Annotated in this window: 19 protein-coding genes and 1 tRNA gene; 14 read left to right on the plus strand and 6 right to left on the minus strand. The window is 65.8% G+C overall.

Translation table 11 applies throughout. The annotated features are described in order from the left end of the window. Positions 1 to 194: 194 nt before the first annotated feature. On the minus strand, positions 195 to 809 hold the full coding sequence (locus tag ACLMAJ_RS02225; RefSeq protein ID WP_412012019.1) for a TetR/AcrR family transcriptional regulator: 615 nt from the start codon (positions 807 to 809) through the stop codon (positions 195 to 197). 370 nt (positions 810 to 1,179) lie between these two features. On the opposite strand from ACLMAJ_RS02225, the gene ACLMAJ_RS02230 reads away from it, so the two are divergent. The 7 genes from ACLMAJ_RS02230 to ACLMAJ_RS02260 all read left to right on the plus strand — a co-directional run bounded on the left by ACLMAJ_RS02230 (position 1,180) and on the right by ACLMAJ_RS02260 (position 5,886). Continuing rightward, positions 1,180 to 1,250 (plus strand) — tRNA-Gln (locus tag ACLMAJ_RS02230). A 72-nt stretch (positions 1,251 to 1,322) separates the two neighbouring features. Further along, entirely contained in the window at positions 1,323 to 2,810 is a 1,488-nt protein-coding gene (gene glmU / locus ACLMAJ_RS02235; protein WP_412011738.1) for a bifunctional UDP-N-acetylglucosamine diphosphorylase/glucosamine-1-phosphate N-acetyltransferase GlmU, read from the plus strand. Next, positions 2,810 to 3,790 carry a ribose-phosphate diphosphokinase gene (locus tag ACLMAJ_RS02240; RefSeq protein ID WP_412011739.1) on the plus strand — a complete coding sequence of 327 codons (981 nt, stop codon included), beginning with the start codon at positions 2,810 to 2,812 and terminating at the stop codon, positions 3,788 to 3,790. The genes glmU and ACLMAJ_RS02240 overlap by 1 nt, the downstream gene beginning before the upstream one ends. A 114-nt stretch (positions 3,791 to 3,904) precedes the next feature. Next, entirely contained in the window at positions 3,905 to 4,435 is a 531-nt protein-coding gene (locus tag ACLMAJ_RS02245; RefSeq protein ID WP_412011740.1) for a hypothetical protein, read from the plus strand. Positions 4,436 to 4,455: 20 nt separating this feature from the next. Beyond that, positions 4,456 to 4,716 carry a hypothetical protein gene (locus ACLMAJ_RS02250; protein ID WP_412011741.1) on the plus strand — a complete coding sequence of 87 codons (261 nt, stop codon included), beginning with the start codon at positions 4,456 to 4,458 and terminating at the stop codon, positions 4,714 to 4,716. Positions 4,717 to 4,840: 124 nt separating this feature from the next. Beyond that, positions 4,841 to 5,224, plus strand: a complete 384-nt coding sequence (locus tag ACLMAJ_RS02255; RefSeq protein ID WP_412011742.1) for a hypothetical protein — start codon at positions 4,841 to 4,843, stop codon at positions 5,222 to 5,224. A gap of 29 nt (positions 5,225 to 5,253) precedes the next feature. Continuing rightward, positions 5,254 to 5,886, plus strand: coding sequence for a DUF2461 domain-containing protein (locus ACLMAJ_RS02260; RefSeq protein ID WP_412011743.1), 633 nt, complete (start codon positions 5,254 to 5,256; stop codon positions 5,884 to 5,886). 47 nt (positions 5,887 to 5,933) lie between these two features. On the opposite strand, the gene ACLMAJ_RS02265 is transcribed toward ACLMAJ_RS02260, so the two are convergent. Both ACLMAJ_RS02265 and ACLMAJ_RS02270 read right to left on the minus strand, forming a co-directional pair. Then, positions 5,934 to 6,851, minus strand: a complete 918-nt coding sequence (locus tag ACLMAJ_RS02265; RefSeq protein WP_412011744.1) for a ribonuclease Z — start codon at positions 6,849 to 6,851, stop codon at positions 5,934 to 5,936. A gap of 6 nt (positions 6,852 to 6,857) precedes the next feature. Beyond that, positions 6,858 to 8,042 carry an aminotransferase class V-fold PLP-dependent enzyme gene (locus tag ACLMAJ_RS02270; protein ID WP_412011745.1) on the minus strand — a complete coding sequence of 395 codons (1,185 nt, stop codon included), beginning with the start codon at positions 8,040 to 8,042 and terminating at the stop codon, positions 6,858 to 6,860. 206 nt (positions 8,043 to 8,248) lie between these two features. Between ACLMAJ_RS02270 and egtA the strand changes: the two genes are divergently transcribed. The 4 genes from egtA to egtD all read left to right on the plus strand — a co-directional run bounded on the left by egtA (position 8,249) and on the right by egtD (position 13,012). Beyond that, positions 8,249 to 9,589, plus strand: coding sequence for an ergothioneine biosynthesis glutamate--cysteine ligase EgtA (gene egtA, locus ACLMAJ_RS02275; protein ID WP_412011746.1), 1,341 nt, complete (start codon positions 8,249 to 8,251; stop codon positions 9,587 to 9,589). A 154-nt stretch (positions 9,590 to 9,743) separates the two neighbouring features. After that, positions 9,744 to 11,087: an ergothioneine biosynthesis protein EgtB gene (gene egtB, locus ACLMAJ_RS02280; protein ID WP_412012020.1), complete on the plus strand. Its 1,344-nt coding sequence runs from the start codon at positions 9,744 to 9,746 to the stop codon at positions 11,085 to 11,087. A 96-nt stretch (positions 11,088 to 11,183) separates the two neighbouring features. Next, positions 11,184 to 12,044 (plus strand): ergothioneine biosynthesis protein EgtC, encoded by an 861-nt coding sequence (gene egtC, locus ACLMAJ_RS02285; RefSeq protein ID WP_412011747.1) that lies wholly within the window; start codon positions 11,184 to 11,186, stop codon positions 12,042 to 12,044. Beyond that, positions 12,041 to 13,012 carry an L-histidine N(alpha)-methyltransferase gene (egtD, locus tag ACLMAJ_RS02290; RefSeq protein ID WP_412011748.1) on the plus strand — a complete coding sequence of 324 codons (972 nt, stop codon included), beginning with the start codon at positions 12,041 to 12,043 and terminating at the stop codon, positions 13,010 to 13,012. The genes egtC and egtD overlap by 4 nt, the downstream gene beginning before the upstream one ends. A 46-nt stretch (positions 13,013 to 13,058) precedes the next feature. Here the strand turns inward: egtD and ACLMAJ_RS02295 are convergent, their stop codons facing one another. After that, entirely contained in the window at positions 13,059 to 13,643 is a 585-nt protein-coding gene (locus ACLMAJ_RS02295) for a TetR/AcrR family transcriptional regulator (RefSeq protein WP_412011749.1), read from the minus strand. Positions 13,644 to 13,746: 103 nt separating this feature from the next. On the opposite strand from ACLMAJ_RS02295, the gene ACLMAJ_RS02300 reads away from it, so the two are divergent. Further along, positions 13,747 to 14,424, plus strand: a complete 678-nt coding sequence (locus ACLMAJ_RS02300; protein ID WP_412012021.1) for a lysophospholipid acyltransferase family protein — start codon at positions 13,747 to 13,749, stop codon at positions 14,422 to 14,424. Between the two features lie 181 nt (positions 14,425 to 14,605). After that, entirely contained in the window at positions 14,606 to 16,252 is a 1,647-nt protein-coding gene (locus tag ACLMAJ_RS02305; protein ID WP_412011750.1) for a fatty acyl-AMP ligase, read from the plus strand. A gap of 36 nt (positions 16,253 to 16,288) precedes the next feature. On the opposite strand, the gene pth is transcribed toward ACLMAJ_RS02305, so the two are convergent. Further along, entirely contained in the window at positions 16,289 to 16,870 is a 582-nt protein-coding gene (gene pth / locus ACLMAJ_RS02310) for an aminoacyl-tRNA hydrolase (protein ID WP_412011751.1), read from the minus strand. Between the two features lie 24 nt (positions 16,871 to 16,894). Further along, on the minus strand, positions 16,895 to 17,509 hold the full coding sequence (locus tag ACLMAJ_RS02315) for a 50S ribosomal protein L25/general stress protein Ctc (RefSeq protein WP_412011752.1): 615 nt from the start codon (positions 17,507 to 17,509) through the stop codon (positions 16,895 to 16,897). A gap of 342 nt (positions 17,510 to 17,851) precedes the next feature. Between ACLMAJ_RS02315 and ACLMAJ_RS02320 the strand changes: the two genes are divergently transcribed. Beyond that, positions 17,852 to 19,495, plus strand: a complete 1,644-nt coding sequence (locus ACLMAJ_RS02320; RefSeq protein ID WP_412011753.1) for a peptide chain release factor 3 — start codon at positions 17,852 to 17,854, stop codon at positions 19,493 to 19,495. The last annotated feature ends 1 nt before the right edge of the window (position 19,496 follow it).

Genomic DNA, 19,496 nt, shown 5'->3' on the forward strand with positions numbered 1-19,496 from the left:
AACCAGCCATCCTGAAGTAGACCGACATCACGAACAAGACCGACTTACCGACCGAACAGCACCCAGAGGATGCGTGAACCGTACCACCAGGTGGGCGCTCGCCAATCAATTCGAGCATTCGATCGGACCTCCGTCGCAATTTGCTGGTTAACAACCCGGTCTTGCACTCGACAACCCTGGTTCCCGTGACCGTGTCAATCACCCTTGTCAGTGCGCCATTCCGAGCTCAACTGCGGATCGGCCTCCAGGTTGCTGAGTCCATTCCAGCAGAGATTCACCAGATGTGCTGCGACAACCTCTTTCGAGGGTTTTCGCTCATCCAGCCACCAAGTGGCAGCGGTGGACACCATCCCGACCAATGCCTGCGCGTACATCGGCGCAAGGCTGGTGTCGAAGTCTTTACGCCCGAAATCCCCAGCGAGGATGTGGGATACCTGATTGACCGCCTCGTTGAGCAGGCTCGAATAGCGCCCGTCGGTGGTGGTCGCAGGCTGATCACGCAGCAGGATTCGGAAACCGTCGGTGCGCTCGTCGATATAGGTCAGCAGCGCGAGTGCGACCTGCTCCAGCCGGATCCGCGACCGGTTCTGAGTGAGCGAGGAGGTGATCATGTCGAGCAGCATCGACATCTCACGGTCGACTACGACCGCGTACAGGCCCTCTTTACCGCCGAAGTGTTCGTACACCACAGGTTTGGAGACCTGGGCCCGCTGCGCGATCTCCTCGATCGACGTCGCGTCGTAACCGCGCTCGGCGAACAATGCGCGACCGATCTCGATCAACTGCTGGCGGCGCTGCGTGCCGGTCATCCGCGGCCGGGGCACCCGAGGCTCACCCGAAGACATCGCTCCCGCCCTCCCTTGCGCACGACAATAGGTATGCACCAACTGTTCCAGACAGCTCCGTCGAGTTACGAGTCACCCCAACCAGTCAGCCCGTCGATCATCACTTCCGACGCGACAACTGTTCTCGCACGAACATGGGTAACTCGCCGGGTACGCCCAGAACTCGCCCCGACACCCCACCGCCGGACCGCGACGAAACCGCCGTGGCGCCTACGTCCGGCAAAAGACGCGCGGAGGCGGATGAGCCCTGCATTCGCGGGGAAGCGGATCAGTATGCGAGGATCTTCACGTGCTCGAGCACAGCGGCGGGTTTACCCATCCGCCGGTGTGATAATCCGCCGTAGTGTAATGGCAGCACCTCTGATTTTGGTTCAGATAGTTCAGGTTCGAGTCCTGGCGGCGGAGCTCACCGGCACGATGGCCTATCGTTGGCCCCGCACGTTGGCCAGCACGATGACAGGCAGCCCAGGGAGATCCATGCCACAGCAGACCGCCGTCGTCGTTCTCGCAGCTGGTGCCGGGACGCGGATGCGGTCGAAGACCCCTAAAGTGCTGCATTCGCTCGCCGGTCGAAGCATGCTCGCACACGCGCTGCATGCGGCTAACGAGATCGACCCTGCGTTCCTTATTACCGTGGTTGGACACGACCGCGAACAAGTCGGCGCCGCTGTCGGCGCCGTCGGCGCCGACCTCCGCCGCGAGATCATCCTGGCCGTTCAGGAAGACCAACTCGGCACCGGACACGCCGTGCAGTGCGCGCTGCAAGCGGTGCCGGCGGATTTCACCGGTGACCTGCTCGTCACCTCCGCCGATGTTCCACTGCTCGACGGGCACACTCTTTCCGCGCTGCTCGACGAGCACCGCAGCTATGCCGAACGCTCCGCGGTCACGGTGCTGACCTTCGTGCCGGATGACCCGAACGGTTACGGCCGCATCGTCCGCAATGCCGACGGCCAGGTCGTCGAGATCGTCGAACATGCCGACGCCACACCGGAACAGAGCGCGATCACCGAGGTCAACTCGGGCGTATACGCCTTCGACGCCGCGGTGCTGCGCACCATGATCGGCCGTCTGTCCACCGCCAACGCCCAGCATGAGCTGTATCTGACCGATGTGCTGCGGCTGGCCCGCGAGGCGGGACACCCCGTACACGGCGCTCGGCTCGTCGACGCGGCCAAGGTCACCGGTGTCAACGATCGGGTGCAGCTCTCCGATGCCGCGCGCACGCTCAACCGCTACATCCTGGAACGGCACATGCGGGCGGGCGTCACCATCGTCGATCCCGCCACGACCTGGGTCGACGCCAGCGTCACGATCGCAAGGGACGCGGTGATCCGGCAGGGCGTGCAGTTGCTCGGCGCCACCGATATCGGCGAGGACGCCGAAATCGGACCGGACACCACCCTGACCGATGTCTTCGTCGGCGAACGCGCTCGTGTCGTGCGCACCCATGGTGAGCAGGCCGAGATCGGTCCCGGCGCGCATATCGGACCCTTCAGTTATCTGCGTCCAGGCACTCATGTCGGCGATTGCGGCAAGCTCGGCGCGTTCGTCGAAACCAAGAACGCCACGATCGGCGCGCATTCGAAGGTCCCGCACCTCACCTACGTCGGCGATGCCACCATCGGCGAGCACAGCAACATCGGTGCGTCGAGTGTTTTCGTGAATTACGACGGAGTGAAGAAGCATCACACCACTGTCGGATCGCATGTGCGTACCGGGAGCGACACCATGTTCGTCGCACCGATCACGGTGGGTGATGGCGCGTATACGGCGGCGGGTACTGTACTGCGTAGAAGCGTTCCACCGGGGGCTCTCGCGGTGTCAGGTGGACCACAGCGCAATATCGAAAACTGGGTCCAGCGGTATCGTCCCGGAACTGCTGCGGCGGACGCGGCGGCGAACGCTATCGCGGCCAACGAGATGTCGAGTCAGGCAATCGAGCAAAAGGATGGCAAACAGTAGTGACCGCCTCATGGACCGACAATCAGAAGAACATGATGCTCTTCTCGGGGCGCGCTCATCCTGAGCTTGCCGAACAGGTCGCGAAAGAGCTCGACGTCCACGTCACCCCGCAGACCGCGCGCGACTTCGCCAACGGCGAGATCTTCGTCCGGTTCGAGGAGTCGGTACGCGGATCCGATGCATTTGTCCTGCAAAGCTTTCCGGCGCCGCTGAACCAGTGGCTCATGGAGCAGCTCATCATGATCGATGCGCTCAAGCGTGGTTCGGCGAAGCGGATCACCGCGGTGCTGCCGTTCTACCCGTACGCCCGCCAGGACAAGAAGCACCGCGGCCGTGAGCCCATCTCCGCTCGCCTGGTCGCCGACCTGCTGAAGACCGCGGGCGCGGACCGCATCATCACCGTCGACCTGCACACCGATCAGATCCAGGGCTTCTTCGACGGCCCCGTCGATCACATGCACGCGCAGCTGCAACTGGCCGAGTACGTGCGCACCAACTACAGCCTCGAGCACATCACCGTGGTCTCCCCCGACTCCGGTCGCGTGCGCGTCGCCGAGAAGTGGGCCGATTCGCTCGGTGGCTCGCCACTGGCATTCATCCACAAGACTCGCGACCCGCTGGTGCCCAACCAGGTCAAGTCCAACCGAGTTGTCGGTGACGTCGAGGGCCGCACCTGCATCCTGATCGACGACATGATCGACACCGGTGGCACCATCGCCGGCGCGGTCAAGGTCCTCAAGGAGGCCGGTGCGGGCGATGTCGTCATCGCCGCGACGCACGGTGTGCTGAGCGATCCGGCCGCCGAGCGCCTCGCCAACTGCGGCGCCAAAGAGGTCGTTGTCACCAACACGCTGCCGATCAGCGAGGACAAGAAGTTCGCGCAGCTGACCGTGCTCTCGATCGCACCGCTGCTGGCCCGCACCATCCGCGAGGTCTTCGAAAACGGTTCGGTCACCGGCCTTTTCAACGGCAACGCCTGATATATAACTCCAGCGACGGCGGTCAGGACGACATGTCCTGGCCGCCGTTTCTCGTTGGTGCTTGTCACCCCGGCGTGGTACCCATGGAACGCACGCACGACGAGGGGGAATGCGATGACGACACCGGACGAACCACACGATCGCGTCGATCTCGGTAAGTCGGTACCACCACCCGGGGCTGATCCGACTTACGTCTATCAACCGGGATATCCCACAGGACCGCAGCATCCCGCGGGTGGCGGCTACGATTTCCCGCCCGCGGGCGGTCAACCAGGTCCGTACCAGGGCTCAGCCCCCGGCGGCTATCCCGCCTATCCCCCACCGCCCGGCGCGCAATACGGCAGCGCGCAATACGGTTATCCGCCGCCGCCGGGTGTGCCCTTCACCGGGCGGCCGACCGAAGTTCCGGTGCTGTCGATCATCAGCTTCAGCTGCCTGGCCGCGACGCTGCTCTCGGTGGTGTTCTTTTGTGGCCTGCCGATCGTGCTGACCGGACCGGCGGGCATCACCCTCGGCATCGTCGGTCACGTGAAGGGCGAGTCGCTGGGAAAATGGGCGGCCATCGCCAATGGCGTGGTGCTGGCACTTGCGATCGTTCTGGCCGTGCTCGTCTTCGGATTCCTGAGTGCCGCGAGCTCTACCTGACGCCGGAGGATACTGGTCCTATGGACCGTGAACCGCTGGACACCGACATGGGGGACGACGAGCAGGCGGACGAGATTCGGGAGTACGAGCGGAATATCGAGGATCCACCCGCTGACCTGCATATTCGTAACCACGAGAACGACGACGACGGCCGCCTGGGCATCGGCGAAGAGCTCGGGCAGGAGTGGACCCGACGTGGCCAGGCCGCCGAAGACGCCGAAGAGGACCAGCGGCCCGCTGAGGTCGCGGCAGTGGAGATCGTCGACGATTCCGACGTATAACGCCGGTATCCGCTGACTGAACGGCACCCGACGCGCCCGGGATATCCGACGACGCGATCGTGATAGTGCCTGCTTCACCGTGGTACTCCGCAAACGGCGACCGGACCAACACCAGGAGCGCGTAATGACCACTCCGCAGCATCCCGAACACGGCGACGACCCTGGCGAGGCTCGGCCGGATTCCTCCGGTACCGAGTGGTCCACCCCCGCCCCGCAGGAATCCGGCCTCCCCGCCTACAACCAGCAGTCCTATCAGGAGTACGGCGCGCCGCCCGAGCGATCCGGCACACAGGTGTATTCCATCATCGCCTTCGTGTGCGCGGCGATCTCACTGTTGTTCTGCCCCATCCTGTTCGGACCGGCGGGCATCGTCCTCGGCCTCGTCGGACGCAGCAAAGGCGAACGGCTCGGCAAGGTCGCCGCCATCGTCGCCGCGGTCGCCTTCGTCGCCGGAATCGTCGTGAGCTACGTCGTGCTGGCGGGCGACGTGATCCCCGACGAGAGCTGACCGGGGAACCCACCGGTAGATTTTTCCCCATGAGCGGATTCGGTGGATTCCCCCTTGCGGGATTGGACTTCTACGAGGATCTCGAGGCCGACAATTCCAAGGCCTTCTGGAACGCGCACAAGGACGTCTACGAACAGTCCGTCAAGGCGCCGATGGTCGCATTGACCGCGGAGCTGGAGCCGGACTTCGGCACCGCGAAGATCTTCCGCCCGTACCGCGACGTCCGCTTCTCGAAGGACAAAGCGCCCTATAAGACCGCACAGGGCGCGGTGGTCGGCGTCGCGCCGGGCACCGGCTGGTACGTGCAGATCGGCGCGGCCGGACTGTTCATCGGCGGTGGTTTCTACTCGGGCACCCCGACCCAGGTCGCCCAGCTACGCGCGACCATCGACGAGGAGGTGCGCGGTGGCGAGCTGGAGGCCATCCTCGCGAAGCTCACCAAGGCGGGCTACCTCATCGGCGGTGACAAGCTCAAGACCAAGCCGAAGGGCTACGAAGCCGACCATCCCCGCATCGATCTGCTGCGCCACAAATCCCTCACCTGTAGTAAGGAATTCGGCGCTCCCCCATGGCTGGACAAACCACGCGCCGCGAAGGAGATCCGCGCCGCGTGGGAGGGGATGCGTCCGCTCATCGAATGGCTTGCGGCCGTAGTAGGTTAGGTCCGGCCGTGCGCGGATTGGGGACGGACTTCGTCCGGCTGTGCCCGTTAGCGGCGGGGTGGCAGCGAGATTCTCGCGAGGTCTTCCGCGACGACGATCTTGCCCGTGAAATGCCGTGCGGCTTCGGCGAAATGCTCGTCGAGGGTGCGGTAGCGCTGTGAGAAGTGTGTGAGGACCAGGGTGTGCACGCCCGCTGCTGCGGCGACCCTGGCCGCCTGCCCTGCGGTGAGGTGTCCGTATTCCTCGGCAAGGTGGGCATCGAGGTCGAGGAACGTCGCCTCGATCACCAGCATGTCCACCCCGGCGGCCAGTTCGTCGACGCCCGCACAGAGCCTGGTGTCCATGACGAAGGCGAAACTCTGCCCGGGTCTACGCTCGCTGACTTCGTCCAGAGTGACTGTGCGCCTGCCCCATTCGATCGAGCCGTTGCGCTGTAGTTGTCCGACGGCAGGGCCACGCAGTCCGATGGCGTGTAAGCGTTCCGGAAGCATACGGACACCGTCCGGCTCGACGAGCCGGTAGCCGAAGGCCTCGACCGAATGCGAAAGCGGCACCGCGGTCAAGGCGAAGGGGGCGTCCGGCGTGTCCAACGGCCCTGGTCCCGCGATCGGATGCGGGCGCAGCTCGACGGTGCGGTGAAAGGCGGTGGCATTACTCAGCCGATCGAAATATCGGTCGCCCGAGGCGGGGTAGTAGACGTCCACCGGGTGCGCGACTCGATCCAGATTGATCCGCTGGATCACCCCGGGTAGGCCGAGGCAGTGATCGCCGTGGAAGTGGGTCACCGCGATACGCGTGATATCGGTGACCGACACTCCCGCATACGACATTTGCCGCTGGGTGCCCTCGCCCGGATCGAAGAGCACGCCCTCCTCGCCCCACCGCAGCAGGTACCCATTGTGGTTGCGCTGCTTGGTCGGTACCTGGCTCGCGGTGCCGAGGACGACGAGTTCGCGTGGAGACACGTACCCTCAGAGCGCGGCGACGGCGGCCACGAAACGATCCAGCTCCTCGAAACCGACGAAGCAGTGCGGGGAAGCACGAACAACGGATGCGAGTCCGCGCGCGGTCATATCGAGCAGCGTAGAGCTGGCGTGGCTGACCGACACCGTAATGTCTTGGGCCGCAAGGCGATCGCGGATGTCGATGGATTCGACGCCGTCGACGGTGAACGAGACGATGCCGTTGTGCTGGATGCCGAGGTCACGCACGGTGACGCGGGCGATCCGCTGTAGCGACTTGCGCAGATACTCCGCGCGGGCCGCGATGGCGGTATAGACGTCGTCGGGGCCGAGGTCGAGCAGGTACCGAACGGCGGCACCCAAGCCGAGGCGGGCGGCGACATCGCATTCCCAGAACTCGAAGCGGCTCGCGTCGGCGGCGAGGGTGTACTTGTCGGGCGCCACCCACTGCGCACTGTGCAGGTCGAGGCGTTCGGGCACCATGGACGCGGCCAGTTCCGGTCGCAGGTAGAGGAATCCGGTGCCGCGCGGTCCGCGCAGCCACTTACGTCCGGTGACCGACAGCGCGTCGACATCGAGTTCGACCACGTCGATCGGGAGCTGCCCGGCGGACTGGCAGGCATCGAGCAAGACGAGTGCGCCGACGGAATGCGCGATCCTGGTGGCTTCGGCGGCCGGGTTGACCAGTCCGCCGTTGGTCGGCACATGCAGCACCGACACCAGCTTGACGCGCTCGTCCATCATGGCGGCGAGGGCTTCGAGATCGATCTGGCCGGTGCCGTCGCTGGGAATCTGCTGCACCGTCGCGCCGGTGGCCTCGGCACGCTGCAATGCGGCGATGGCATTGCTGGCGTAGTCCGCGCCCGAAATAAGGACGCGGTCGCCGGGTGACAGTGGAACCGAATAGAAGAAATCCGCCCAGGAGCGCGTGGCACTGTCGCTGAGCGCGATGCTGGCGGGCGCGGCGTTGATGAGCGTGCCGATCGCCGTTTTCACTGCGGCGAGATCGTCGAGACGCTCGTTCGCCGCGCGGTAGCCACCGACCTCCGCTTCGCGCCGCAGATGATCGACGACGGTGTCTGTGACGATCCGCGGTGACAGCGACGATCCCGCGCTGTCGAGGAAGACCAACCCGGTTCCCGGACCCGGCCCGATGCCTGGAGTGTCGGCTCTTACGCGTTTGTCGTCCAGCATGCCGACGACCATATCGGGTCAAGAGTTCGAAATCTTGTCGCCTTTTTGTCGGTCCGGCTCGCTACCCTGGTTTGAGATCGGCGTTACGCGGAATGCGACACACAGTCGCAGCGATACACCATCTACAGCGGACACAATCCGCCGACGAGGGCGCTCGGACGGACCAGCCGTCCGACCGCCGACATGACTCATGGTGGAGGTTGGACATGGCGGTCACACTGGAACATCCGGAGTCGGTGAATGCCATCGAGGACGGGGATCTGTCCTCCCGGGTCGCGGCCGAGGCCTACGTGGGTGGTGTTTGCTTCAAGTTGGGGCCACCGACGCTGATCGGCGCCGAACTCGAGTGGCTCACCGTGCAGGGTGAGTGTTCGACGTCAGGCCGATCGGCCGCCCCACGCCCGCAACTGGCTGCACTCACAGAAGCTCTGGGACCCTACGCACCGCGGTCCATCGCCCCCGATTCACCGGCACTCTCGCTGCCAGGGGGCAGCCGGGTCACCATCGAACCCGGCGGTCAGATCGAACTCTCCAGCGCCCCGTTCGCCGCTGCCGCGCAGCTGTGCGAGGGATTGCGCACCGATACCCGGATGCTGCGGGATCTTCTCGAATCCCGATCCATCCGAACCGTCTCAGCCGCCGCCGACGCGGACCGCCGCCCGAAAAGGGTGCTGCGACTGCCCCGCTATCGCGCCATGGAAGAGTCTTTCGGCGGCATCGGCCCCTTCGGCAAGCTGATGATGTGCAATACCGCCGCCACCCAGGTCAGCGTCGACGCGGGTGCCGATCGCGCGGAGGTCACCGCCCGCTGGACGGCGCTGTACACGATCGGTCCCGCGCTACTGGCCGCCTTCGCCTGTTCGCCTGCACTGCGTGGTGCACCGGCCGGCGATTGGGCCTCGCAGCGGTGGCGAACCTGGATGCGCCTCGATCACACTCGTACTCGCCCACCGGTGGACGCCTGGCCGGATCCGATCGCCGATTACGGCAGGTGGGCGCTCGATGTTCCGTTGCTGTGCGTGCGCAGGCCGCGCGCACAGCACCAGGACGACGCCGCCGAGAATGGGCATGGCGACGAGGGTTGGTCCGCACCGCCGGGGGCCTCGTTCGCCGATTGGCTTTCGGGTGCACTGGACGACGAGGTAGACCGCCGCCCCGATATCGACGATCTCGACTACCACCTGACCACGCTGTTCCCGCCGGTGCGCGCGTCAGGGCATCTCGAGATCCGCTACCTCGACGCCCAGCCCGACGACGACTGGGCGGTACCGATCCATGTGGTCGACGCGCTCATGTCGAGCCCGGCCGTGGTTGCCGAGGCGACGAGGGTGGCCGCGCCACTCGCAAGTCAGTGGCTGCACGCGGCCCGCCACGGCCTTGCCGACCCGCAGATCCGCTCGATCGCCATCGAGCTGTTGACCCTGGCCGAAGCGCATGCGGCGACTCCGGCCGCTGCCGTCGAGATCGGCAGGGCCCTGCGCCGATGTCAGAGCGGCCGCACACCCATCGACGAACCCGTCTCGGACGACTCGGGAACGCGCTCGTGACCTCGGTTGCGTGCGTGAGAGATCCCCACGCCGAAAGCCGAATCCCACACTCGGCGGACGAGCCGATAACCACTGTGACCGCACCGGAAGGGGTCGCGCGCAGTGGCCGCGCCCGGTCGCAGCGCGATCATGACCAACCGTGGAGAGCAGTCTCGTGACCATTCACCATCCCGGTACCGACAACTCCGAGACCGAACAGCTCAGGGATCGGATCGCCGAGGTCCTGACCCGCGCACGTGCGCGTACCCTCGCCCTGACCGAGAACGTCGACGAAGCGGAGTTGGTGGTTCAGCATTCCCCGCTGATGAGTCCGCTGGTGTGGGATCTCGCGCACATCGGCAACCAGGAAGAGCTTTGGCTGGTGCGGGATGTCGGTGGGCGCGAGCCGGTGCGTGCCGATATCGACGAGCTGTATGACGCGTTCAAGCATGCGCGCGCCAACCGGCCCGGGCTACCGCTGCTCGATCCGACGCAGGCAAGAGGGTATGTCGGCACGGTGCGCGAAAAGGTGTGGGATGTGCTCGACCGCAGCGCATTACGCGGCAACAAGCTCGTCGACGGCGGTTTCGCGTTCGGCATGATCGCCCAGCACGAGCAGCAGCACGACGAGACCATGCTCGCCACCCATCAGCTGCGGATCGGGCCGGCGGTGTTGTCCGCTCCCTCGGCACCGACGGTCGCCACACCGGTCGGCGGCGAAGTGATCGTTCCCGCAGGGGAATTCACCATGGGCACCTCGACCGAGCCGTGGGCGCTCGACAACGAACTCCCCGCTCATCCGGTGCACGTGCCGGCTTTCGCCATCGACGCAGCGCCGGTCACCAACGAGCAGTACCTGGCCTTCGTCACCGACGGCGGCTACGACCGAGCCGAACTCTGGTCCGAACGCGGCTGGGCGCATCGGCAGCAGGCCGGACTTGTCGCACCCCAGTTCTGGGAGCGCGATCCGGCCGGGCATTGGTCGCGCCGGGCTTTCGGCGTGCCGACGGCGCTGCGTCCGCATCAGCCGGTGCTGCACGTCTGCTGGTTCGAGGCCGAGGCCTTCGCCAATTGGGCGGGTAAACGGCTACCCACCGAAGCCGAATGGGAGAAGGCGGCCCGCTTCGATCCCGCCAGTGGACAGTCGCGCCGCTACCCGTGGGGCAACGCCGAACCCGACTCCAGCACCGCGAATCTCGGACAGCGACATCTGGAGCCCGCCGATGTGGGCGCGTACCCCGCCGGGGCGTCACCGGCCGGTGTGCACCAACTGATCGGTGACGTATGGGAGTGGACCGCTTCGGGTTTCGATCCATACCCGGGCTTCCGGGCGTTCCCCTACGCGGAGTACTCGGACGTCTTCTTCGGCGGCGACTATCGGGTGTTGCGCGGCGGGTCGTTCGGCACCGACCCGGTCGCCTGCCGCAGCACCTTCCGTAATTGGGACCATCCGATCCGGCGTCAGATCTTTTCCGGTTTCCGGCTGGCCCGCGACATCGAGCAAAGTGAGAACGAATGAGCGCCTCGCGGCACAACTGGCGAGTTCCTGCACTCGAAGACGGCCGAGAAGCACAGCCCGGCAAGGGCTTTGATCGGCGCGCGACGAGGGCCGCCGATGTGTAGGCATCTCGGTTATCTCGGCCCCCAGGTGCGCGTCGGCGACATGCTCACCCTCGGAACACATTCGCTGCGGACCCAGGCGTGGGCGCCGAAGGACATGCGCCGCGGCGGCACGATCAACGCCGACGGGTTCGGCGTCGCGTGGTGGCGGGAGAGCGACGACGACGCGGTGACGGTGAGCCGCTATCGCAATTCCGCACCGATCTGGACCGATCCGGCCGTCGAAGAGGTACTGCCGCAACTGGAATCGTGGGCGGTACTCGCCTCGGTAAGGTCGGCGACCGTCGGCATGCCGATAGAGCGGACCGCGTGCGCGCCGTTCACCCACGGCCGCTGGGCGTTCAGCCACAACGGCGTGGTGTCGGATTGGCCGCGCACACTTGCCGCGGTCGCCGCGGAATTCGACAGCACCGCAGCCGAACTCGGTGACGGATTATTCGAGCCGACGCGACTGCTCGAAGCCGAATCCGCCACCGATTCGGCGACGCTGTGGGTGCTTCTGCGTGGCCTGCTCGCGACCGGCGCGGCCGATGGCGAGTGGGGCGCGGCGCCTGCCGCGCTGAGCCTGCTCGTCTCCGCGGTACTCGCCCACGCGCCGCGATCGCGGCTGAATTTCCTGCTCTGCGATGGCACGCAATTGTGGGCGACCACCTGGCATCACTCGCTCTCGGCGCTGGTCACCGACGACTTCGCCATTCTCGCCTCCGAACCCTTCGACGACGACCCCCGCTGGCAGCCGATACCGGACCGGAGCCTGGTCACCGCACGGCCCGGCGCGCTGTCGATCGATCCACTTCCCTCCGCACCCACGTCACCCGAGTACGACGACGTGAATTCGAAAGGCACCTCGATATGACCGCACCGACGCTGGAGATCCATCTATCCGACGACGACCTCACCTCCGCGTTGCGAGCGGATGCCACCATCGGGCTCACCGCGGACCCGAAGTCGTTGCCACCCAAGTGGTTCTACGACGCACGTGGCAGCGAACTGTTCGAACAGATCACCGCGCTCCCGGAGTATTACCCGACACGCACCGAACGCGCGCTGCTGCAACGGGTTGTCGGCGAGATCGCGCGCACCGCGCAGGCCGAGGTCCTCGTCGAGTTGGGTGCGGGTTCGGCGGCGAAGACTCGCCTACTGCTCTCGGCGCTCACCACCGAGGGTCCGCTGAAGACCTATGTCCCACAGGATGTCTCGTCCTCGGCGCTGCGTGCGGCCGCCAACGAGATCGCCGCGGAGTTCCCCGGCCTCGCCGTTCACGGCGTGGTCAGCGACTTCACCGACACCCTGCACAACCTGCCAGGCGGCGGCCGCCGCATGATCGCCTTCCTCGGCGGCACCATCGGCAATCTGGCTCCCACCGAACGCGCCGAATTCCTGGCGAGCATCCACGATGTGCTCGAACCCGGTGAGCAACTGCTGCTCGGCGCGGGCCTTGTCATCGACCCCGCCGTCCTCGTCCCGGCCTACGACGATGCCGCGGGCGTCACCGCCGAGTTCAATCGAAATGTCTTGCACGTACTGAACAACCGGCTCGACGCCGATTTCGAACCCGACAAGTTCACCCACATCGCGCTGTGGGATGCCGAGAACGAATGGATCGAAATGCGCCTCGAGGCCACTGAGGATATGACCGTTCGGGTCCGCGACCTCGACCTCACCGTAGAATTCGCACGCGGCGAGCAGATGCGCACCGAGATCTCCGCCAAATTCCGCATCGACGGGATCAATGCCGAGTTCACCGCCGCGGGCTTCAGCACCGAACAGGTGTGGACCGACCCCGACAACCGCTTCGCGCTGGTGCTCGCCGCACGGAACTGATCGAAGGTAGTCGAATGGTTGTTGCCGGAAGCTGTGTGTAATCCGTTCAGGTGAGGTGCAATTCGATCATCTGCGCGACGAGTGCGCGCGCGTCGATGGCCGGACCGACCAACCGGAGGCTGCTATTGGCCTGCAAGGCCGCGATGCCGTGCAGATTCGTCCACAGCGCGACCGCCCGCTCCCCCGGCGTGCCCGACGGAGCGGCCTCCTGCACCAGCGCGGCGAAGCGACTGAACAGCGGCAGGGTTGTCGAGCGCAGGTTTTCGCCGGACCCCTCGAGCAGATCATGGCGGAACATCAGCGTGAACATCTCCGGTCGAAGTCCCGCGAACTCGACGTACTCGGCGCCCATCCACTCCAGGTGCTCGCGTGCTGTCACGGCACCGGCCTCGACGATCGTGAACCGTTCGATGAGATCGGTGAACCCACGGGCGGCGATGGCGGCCAGCAGCGCTTTGTGCGTGGGAAAGTGCCTGCGTGGCGCACCGTGTGACACCCCGGCCGCCCTGGTGATCGCGCGCAGCCCGAGCTGAGCCGCGCCGACCTCCTCGAGCATGTCGACACCGGCACCGACCAGCCGTTCCCGCAGCGACTCGTTTCCGACCATGGAGACATTGTCTACCTCAACCATTTGCTGATCTCCTCAGTAGGTCGAATTCGATCGGTGTCGAGTGTAGACACTGTCTACCCCTATGATGTAGACAGTGTCTACAACAACTTTATCGGAGGCGCGTGTGTGGTACCGGCTGTTCAAGTACGTATTGCTCGGCCCATTGCTGCGATTGCTCGGCAGGCCCGAAGTGGAAGGACTTCAGAATGTTCCGGATAAGGGACCGGTAATCATCGCGGCCAACCACCTTGCCGTGATCGACTCGCTGTACCTGGCGCTCGTACTGCCACGCCGAGTCACGTTCCTTGCCAAGCAGGAGTACTTCACCGGCACCGGGTTCAAGGGGCGTTTCCAGCGCTGGTTCTTCACCGTCGCAGGACAGGTGCCGGTGGACCGGACAGGTGGCAGCGCGGCCGCGGATGCCCTCGCGGCCGCGACGAAGATCTTGGAATCGGGCGGTGTCTGGGCGATTCACCCGGAAGGCACCCGCTCCCCCGACGGCCGGATCTATCGCGGCCGAACTGGCGCATTGCGCGTCGCCATGGCGACGGGCGCTCCGGTGATACCGGTGGTGCTGTCCGGCACTGACAAGGTGAACCCGCGCGACGGCAGATTCTGGCGCTTCGGCAAGGTCCGTATCGACGTGGGCGCACCGCGGTACTACCCCTCGATCGTTTCGCACACCGACCTGCCCTGCGCCCATGTCCGTACCGCGACCGATGTGCTGATGCGGGAACTCGCGGCGAGGTCGGGCCGCCACTACGTCGACAGCTACGCCGCCACCTTCAGCGCCGCTCGCTAGGCCGTCGGCGGCGAGCCCCACCGCAGAGACTCCGCCCCGGACGCTCAGGTCGACAAATCGAAAGAGGGTTAACACCGGGTCCGAATGGCGGGATAGTTTGAGAGAGGCCGGAAATCGGCCTGCGGGGTGCTCGGGCGAAGGTACGTCCGGCCACCTGCGTTGGTGATGAGGGAGTTGAACATTGAGCAGGTTCACCGACGAGATGTATGCGACGGCCAAGACCTCCACGCGGGGGCTCGTGACCGGGGAGCCCGACGCTCCTCGGCGCCAGAGCTGGCCTGAGATCCATCGAACCGCACGACGCATGGCGGGCGGACTTGCCGAGGCTGGGATCGGACACGGCGATGCCGTCGGCGTGCTCGCGGGCCTGCCCGCCGATATCGCGCCCGTCTGCCAGGGCATCTGGATGCGGGGCGCATCGATCACCATGTTGCACCAGCCGACCCCGCGCACCGATCTGGTGATCTGGGCCCGCGACACCGAGACCGTGCTGACCATGATCGAGGCGAGAGCCGTCGTGCTCGGTGCACCGTTCGAGGCCGCGGAGTCGCTGCTGCGCGAGCGTGGCATCAACGTGGTGCGCATCGACCAGCTGTACAACGGCCCCGAGGTCGATCCGGTGCCGACCGACGAATCCGATATCGCGCTGCAGCAGCTGACCTCCGGTTCGACCGGATCGCCGAAGGCGGTGCGGATCACGCACGCCAACTTCTTCGCCAACGCATACGCGATGTTCGATCGGGTGAAGTTCCAGCTCGACAACGACGTGATGGTCAGCTGGTTGCCCCTGTTCCACGACATGGGCATGGTCGGATTCCTCAGCGTCCCTATGCAATTCGGTGCTGAGGTGGTGTGCGTCACGCCAATGGACTTCCTGATGCGCCCGCTGCTGTGGGCCGAGTTGATCGACAGATACCGCGGCACCGTCACGGCGGCACCGAATTTCGCGTACTCGCTGCTTGCCCGCCGGCTGAAGCAGGCCGAGCCCGGTTCGCTAGACCTCAGCAGCGTCCGCTACATGTGGAACGGCGCGGAGCCGGTCGACCCGGACACCATGGACGCCCTTGCCGTCGCGGGAGAACGCTTCGGGCTCAACCCGATGGCGCTGACCCCGGTCTACGGCATGGCCGAAACCACACTGGCCGTGTCGATCCCGGACCCCGGGCACGGGCAGGTGCTCGACACTATCGACGCCGATCTGCTGGAGGCACTCGGCAAGGCGGTGCCGGTGCATGACGAACACTCACACCACGGCAACGTCCGCAGGCTGCCGACGCTGGGTTACCTCGTCGATGATCTGGAGGGCCGGGTAGTCGACGCCGAGCGTCTGCCGCTGCCGACCCGATCGGTCGGCGTCATCGAATTACGCGGTCCTGCGGTCACTTCGGGCTACATCACCGTCAACGGCTTCCGCTCCGCACAGGACGATGAGGGCTGGCTCGACACCGGCGATATCGGCTACTTCACCGAAGAGGGCCTTGTTGTGGTCTGTGGCCGCATCAAGGACGTCATCATCATGGGCGGCCGCAATATCTACCCCACCGACATCGAACGTGCCGCGACGCGCGTCACCGGCGTCCGCCCCGGCAACGCCGTAGCGGTCCGCCTCGACGCAGGCCAGAAACGTGAAAGCTTCGCGGTGGTGGTGGAAAGCAACGATCACCAGAAAGTCGACGAGGTGAAACGCATCGAACGCGAGATCGTGCACGCGGTCTTCACCGAGGTCGGCGCCCGCCCGCGTACCGTCGCTGTCCTCGGCCCCGGCGCACTCCCCAAGACTTCCTCGGGCAAGCTGCGCCGCTCCGCCACAGCCATCCACCTGAACTGAGGCGCCGACGGGAGTTCTCCGGCGGAGCGGTCGAATTCAGTGCAGCTGATTCTGCGCCGTCTCCAGTCCAACGCGCAGCAGCAGCTCGACGGCGTCGGCGGCCTGCTCGGCGATCACCGGAACTTCCTTGCGCTCGGGGCCGGAGAACGGCTTCAGCACGTAATCCGCGGGATCCTGGCGTCCGGGCGGGCGGCCGATGCCGAACCGAACCCGCAGGTAGTCCTTGGTGGTCAGGGCACTGGAGACGGAGCGGAGGCCATTGTGGCCGCCCTCGCCGCCGCCGCGCTTCAATCGCACGGCACCGAAAGGAAGATCGAGTTCGTCGTGCACGACGATCACCTCGGTGAGCGGCACGGAGAAGAAGCGGGCCAGTGCGGCGACCGGGCCGCCCGACAGGTTCATGAACGATCGCGGCTTGGCGATGAGCACCTGACGGCCGTCGAGGCGGGCCTGCAATAGATCCGCGCCGGACTTCTTATGCACGGCAAAACGGCCGCCGACGCGCTCCGCGAGCACATCGGCGACCAGAAAGCCGACATTGTGCCGGGTGCGCTCGTATTCAGAACCTGGATTACCCAGTCCGACTACGAGCGCGGGCCCGGTCGTGGATTCGGTCATGAAGTAACCGACCCGTTGAAGTTCTTACTCGGCGCTCTCGGAAGCGGCAGCGCTCTCGGCGGCGGCCGCGGCCTCCTCGGTCTCCTGCGCGGAGGCAGGGGCGGCGATGATATTGACGATCAGAATGTTCGGATCGCCCGCCAGGGTGACGCCACTCGGCAGCTCGATGCCACCGGCGGTGATCTGGGTGCCGGCCTCGATGCCGTCGAGCGAGACCTCGATGGCCTCGGGCAGCTTGGTCGCGTCGGCCTCGATGGTGAGCGTGGTGCTCTCCTGGGTGATCAGGGTGCCGACGGCGGCGCTGCCGGTCAGCAGGATGTTCACGTCGGCCGTGACCCGCTCACCGCGCTTGATGATCAGCAGATCGGCGTGCTCGATGTAACGACGAATCGGGTGCACGACAACGGATTTGGTCAGCGCGAGCTGCTTCTTGCCGTCGATGACGAGGTTCAGCAGCGCGTTGGTGCCGTGCTCACGCAGGATGGCGGCGAAGGCCCGTGCGTCGATGGACAGGTGCTGCGGGTCGCTGGCGTGGCCGTACAGCACGGCGGGCACATTGCCGGAACGACGGGTGCGGCGGGCGGCGCCCTTGCCGAACTCCGTACGAACGGCGGCTTCGAGAACGTTGGCGTCGGACATGACTGGATCTACTCCCTACGGCTCTTCCGGGCTTTGGTCAACAGTGCTCACCAGGGACTGTTTCCGCCCTGGCTCTAAGGTTGGTCTACTCGTCGGGCGAAGTCGAACGAGGACGGCCGGAAGCCGAGCCGCGTCGATCACGGTGAGCACAAAGGTCTGCGCTTACCCTCGCCGAGACAACCCGAACACCATAGCGCAATGGTCTTATGGGAGTTGAATCGGGGCGTTCAGCCCCGCTAACGATTGCTTGCAGGTCGCTCGAACCGATCTGTCGGGTCGGGATTATATCGGTCGCGTACGCTGGAACGGTTGCCGATCGGACGTCTGCGAAAGGGTTTGAAGTTGACCGCCTCCACTGAGGGTGTCGTCGCGCCCACGCCGCGCGGGCTGCCCGCCGAGGTAGCCCGGCGCCGCACCTTCGCGGTGATCTCGCACCCCGACGCCGGCAAGTCGACGCTCACCGAGGCGCTGGCGCTGCACGCCAAGATGATTTCCGAAGCGGGCGCGATCCATGGCAAGGCCGGACGCCGCTCGACGGTCTCGGACTGGATGGAAATGGAGAAGGCGCGCGGCATCTCGGTGTCCTCGACCGCGCTGCAGTTCAACTACCGCGCCGCGGGCTCCGATGTCGACAATGTGATCAACCTGGTCGACACCCCCGGTCACTCGGACTTCTCCGAGGACACCTACCGGGTGCTCACCGCCGTCGACGCCGCGGTCATGCTCATCGACGCCGCCAAGGGTCTCGAGCCGCAGACACTGAAACTCTTCCAGGTGTGCCGCCACCGCGGCATCCCGGTGATCACCGTCATCAACAAGTGGGACCGGCCGGGCCAGGCGCCGCTGGAACTGCTCGACGAGATCAGCGAGCGGATCGGGCTCACACCGACCCCACTTTTCCTGCCTGTCGGCATCGCCGGTGACTTCCGCGGCCTGCTTCGCCGTGGCCCCGACGGCACCGCGCTCGAATACATCCACTTCACCCGCACCGCGGGCGGCGCGACCATCGCGCCGGAGGAGTCGCTGACACCGGAATCCGCCGAAGCGCGCGAGGGCGAACCGTGGACAACCGCGGCCGAGGAGAGCGAATTGCTCTCGGCCACCGGGCAGGACCACGATCAGGAGCTGTTCCTCGCGGGCCACACCTCACCGGTCATCTACGCCTCGGCGATGCTGAACTTCGGCGTCAGGCAGCTGCTGGAAACGCTGGTGTCGCTGGCGCCCGCACCGGGCCCGCGCCCCGATATGGCAGGCGCAGCGCGTAACACCACCGACCCGTTCAGCGCGGTCGTGTTCAAGGTGCAGGCGGGCATGGACGCGGCACACCGCGACCGGCTGGCGTTCATGCGGATCGTGTCGGGTGAATTCGAGCGCGGCATGGTCGTCACGCACGCGCAGACCGGAAAACCCTTCGCGACGAAATACGCGCTGACCGTATTCGGCAGGGAGCGCTCCACTGTCGATACCGCCTACCCCGGCGATGTGGTCGGCCTTGTCAACGCGACCGCACTCGCCCCAGGTCACACACTGTTCGTGGACAAAAAGGTGGAATTCCCGCCTATCCCGTCGTTCGCGCCGGAGCACTTCGCGGTGCTGCGCGCGGAGAGCGCGGGCAAGTACAAGCAGTTCCGCAAGGCCATCGACCAGCTCGATTCCGAGGGCGTGGTGCAGGTGCTGCGCAACGATATTCGTGGTGACGCCTCCCCCGTGCTCGCCGCCGTCGGTCCGATGCAGTTCGAGGTGGTCACCGCGAGGATGATGGCGGAATTCACCGTCGAGACCAGGATGGAAAACCTGGCCTACACCTTGGCAAGGCGCACCGACGCCGAATCAGCGCCCGAGCTGGATCGTCAGCGCGGGGTCGAGGTCTTCACCCGCAGTGACGGTGCGCTGCTCGCGTTGTTCAGCGACAAGTGGCGGTTGCAGTACATCGAGAAGGAACACCCGAAGCTCACGCTGGAACCGCTGGTCGCCGCCGCCGACTGAG

Origin of the sequence: Nocardia arseniciresistens (assembly GCF_046764875.1) — a bacterium.
GTDB lineage: Bacteria > Actinomycetota > Actinomycetes > Mycobacteriales > Mycobacteriaceae > Nocardia > Nocardia arseniciresistens.

Bases quoted from the DNA above. Each gene is read 5' to 3' on its own strand.
- ACLMAJ_RS02225 (WP_412012019.1), bottom strand. From the start codon at position 809: ATGACCGGCACGCAGCGCCGCCAGCAGTTGATCGAGATCGGTCGCGCA.
- glmU (WP_412011738.1), top strand. From the start codon at position 1,323: ATGCCACAGCAGACCGCCGTCGTCGTTCTCGCAGCTGGTGCCGGGACG.
- ACLMAJ_RS02245 (WP_412011740.1), top strand. From the start codon at position 3,905: ATGACGACACCGGACGAACCACACGATCGCGTCGATCTCGGTAAGTCG.
- ACLMAJ_RS02250 (WP_412011741.1), top strand. From the start codon at position 4,456: ATGGACCGTGAACCGCTGGACACCGACATGGGGGACGACGAGCAGGCG.
- ACLMAJ_RS02255 (WP_412011742.1), top strand. From the start codon at position 4,841: ATGACCACTCCGCAGCATCCCGAACACGGCGACGACCCTGGCGAGGCT.
- ACLMAJ_RS02260 (WP_412011743.1), top strand. From the start codon at position 5,254: ATGAGCGGATTCGGTGGATTCCCCCTTGCGGGATTGGACTTCTACGAG.
- ACLMAJ_RS02270 (WP_412011745.1), bottom strand. From the start codon at position 8,042: ATGCTGGACGACAAACGCGTAAGAGCCGACACTCCAGGCATCGGGCCG.
- egtA (WP_412011746.1), top strand. From the start codon at position 8,249: ATGGCGGTCACACTGGAACATCCGGAGTCGGTGAATGCCATCGAGGAC.
- egtC (WP_412011747.1), top strand. From the start codon at position 11,184: ATGTGTAGGCATCTCGGTTATCTCGGCCCCCAGGTGCGCGTCGGCGAC.
- egtD (WP_412011748.1), top strand. From the start codon at position 12,041: ATGACCGCACCGACGCTGGAGATCCATCTATCCGACGACGACCTCACC.
- ACLMAJ_RS02295 (WP_412011749.1), bottom strand. From the start codon at position 13,643: ATGGTTGAGGTAGACAATGTCTCCATGGTCGGAAACGAGTCGCTGCGG.
- pth (WP_412011751.1), bottom strand. From the start codon at position 16,870: ATGACCGAATCCACGACCGGGCCCGCGCTCGTAGTCGGACTGGGTAAT.
- ACLMAJ_RS02315 (WP_412011752.1), bottom strand. From the start codon at position 17,509: ATGTCCGACGCCAACGTTCTCGAAGCCGCCGTTCGTACGGAGTTCGGC.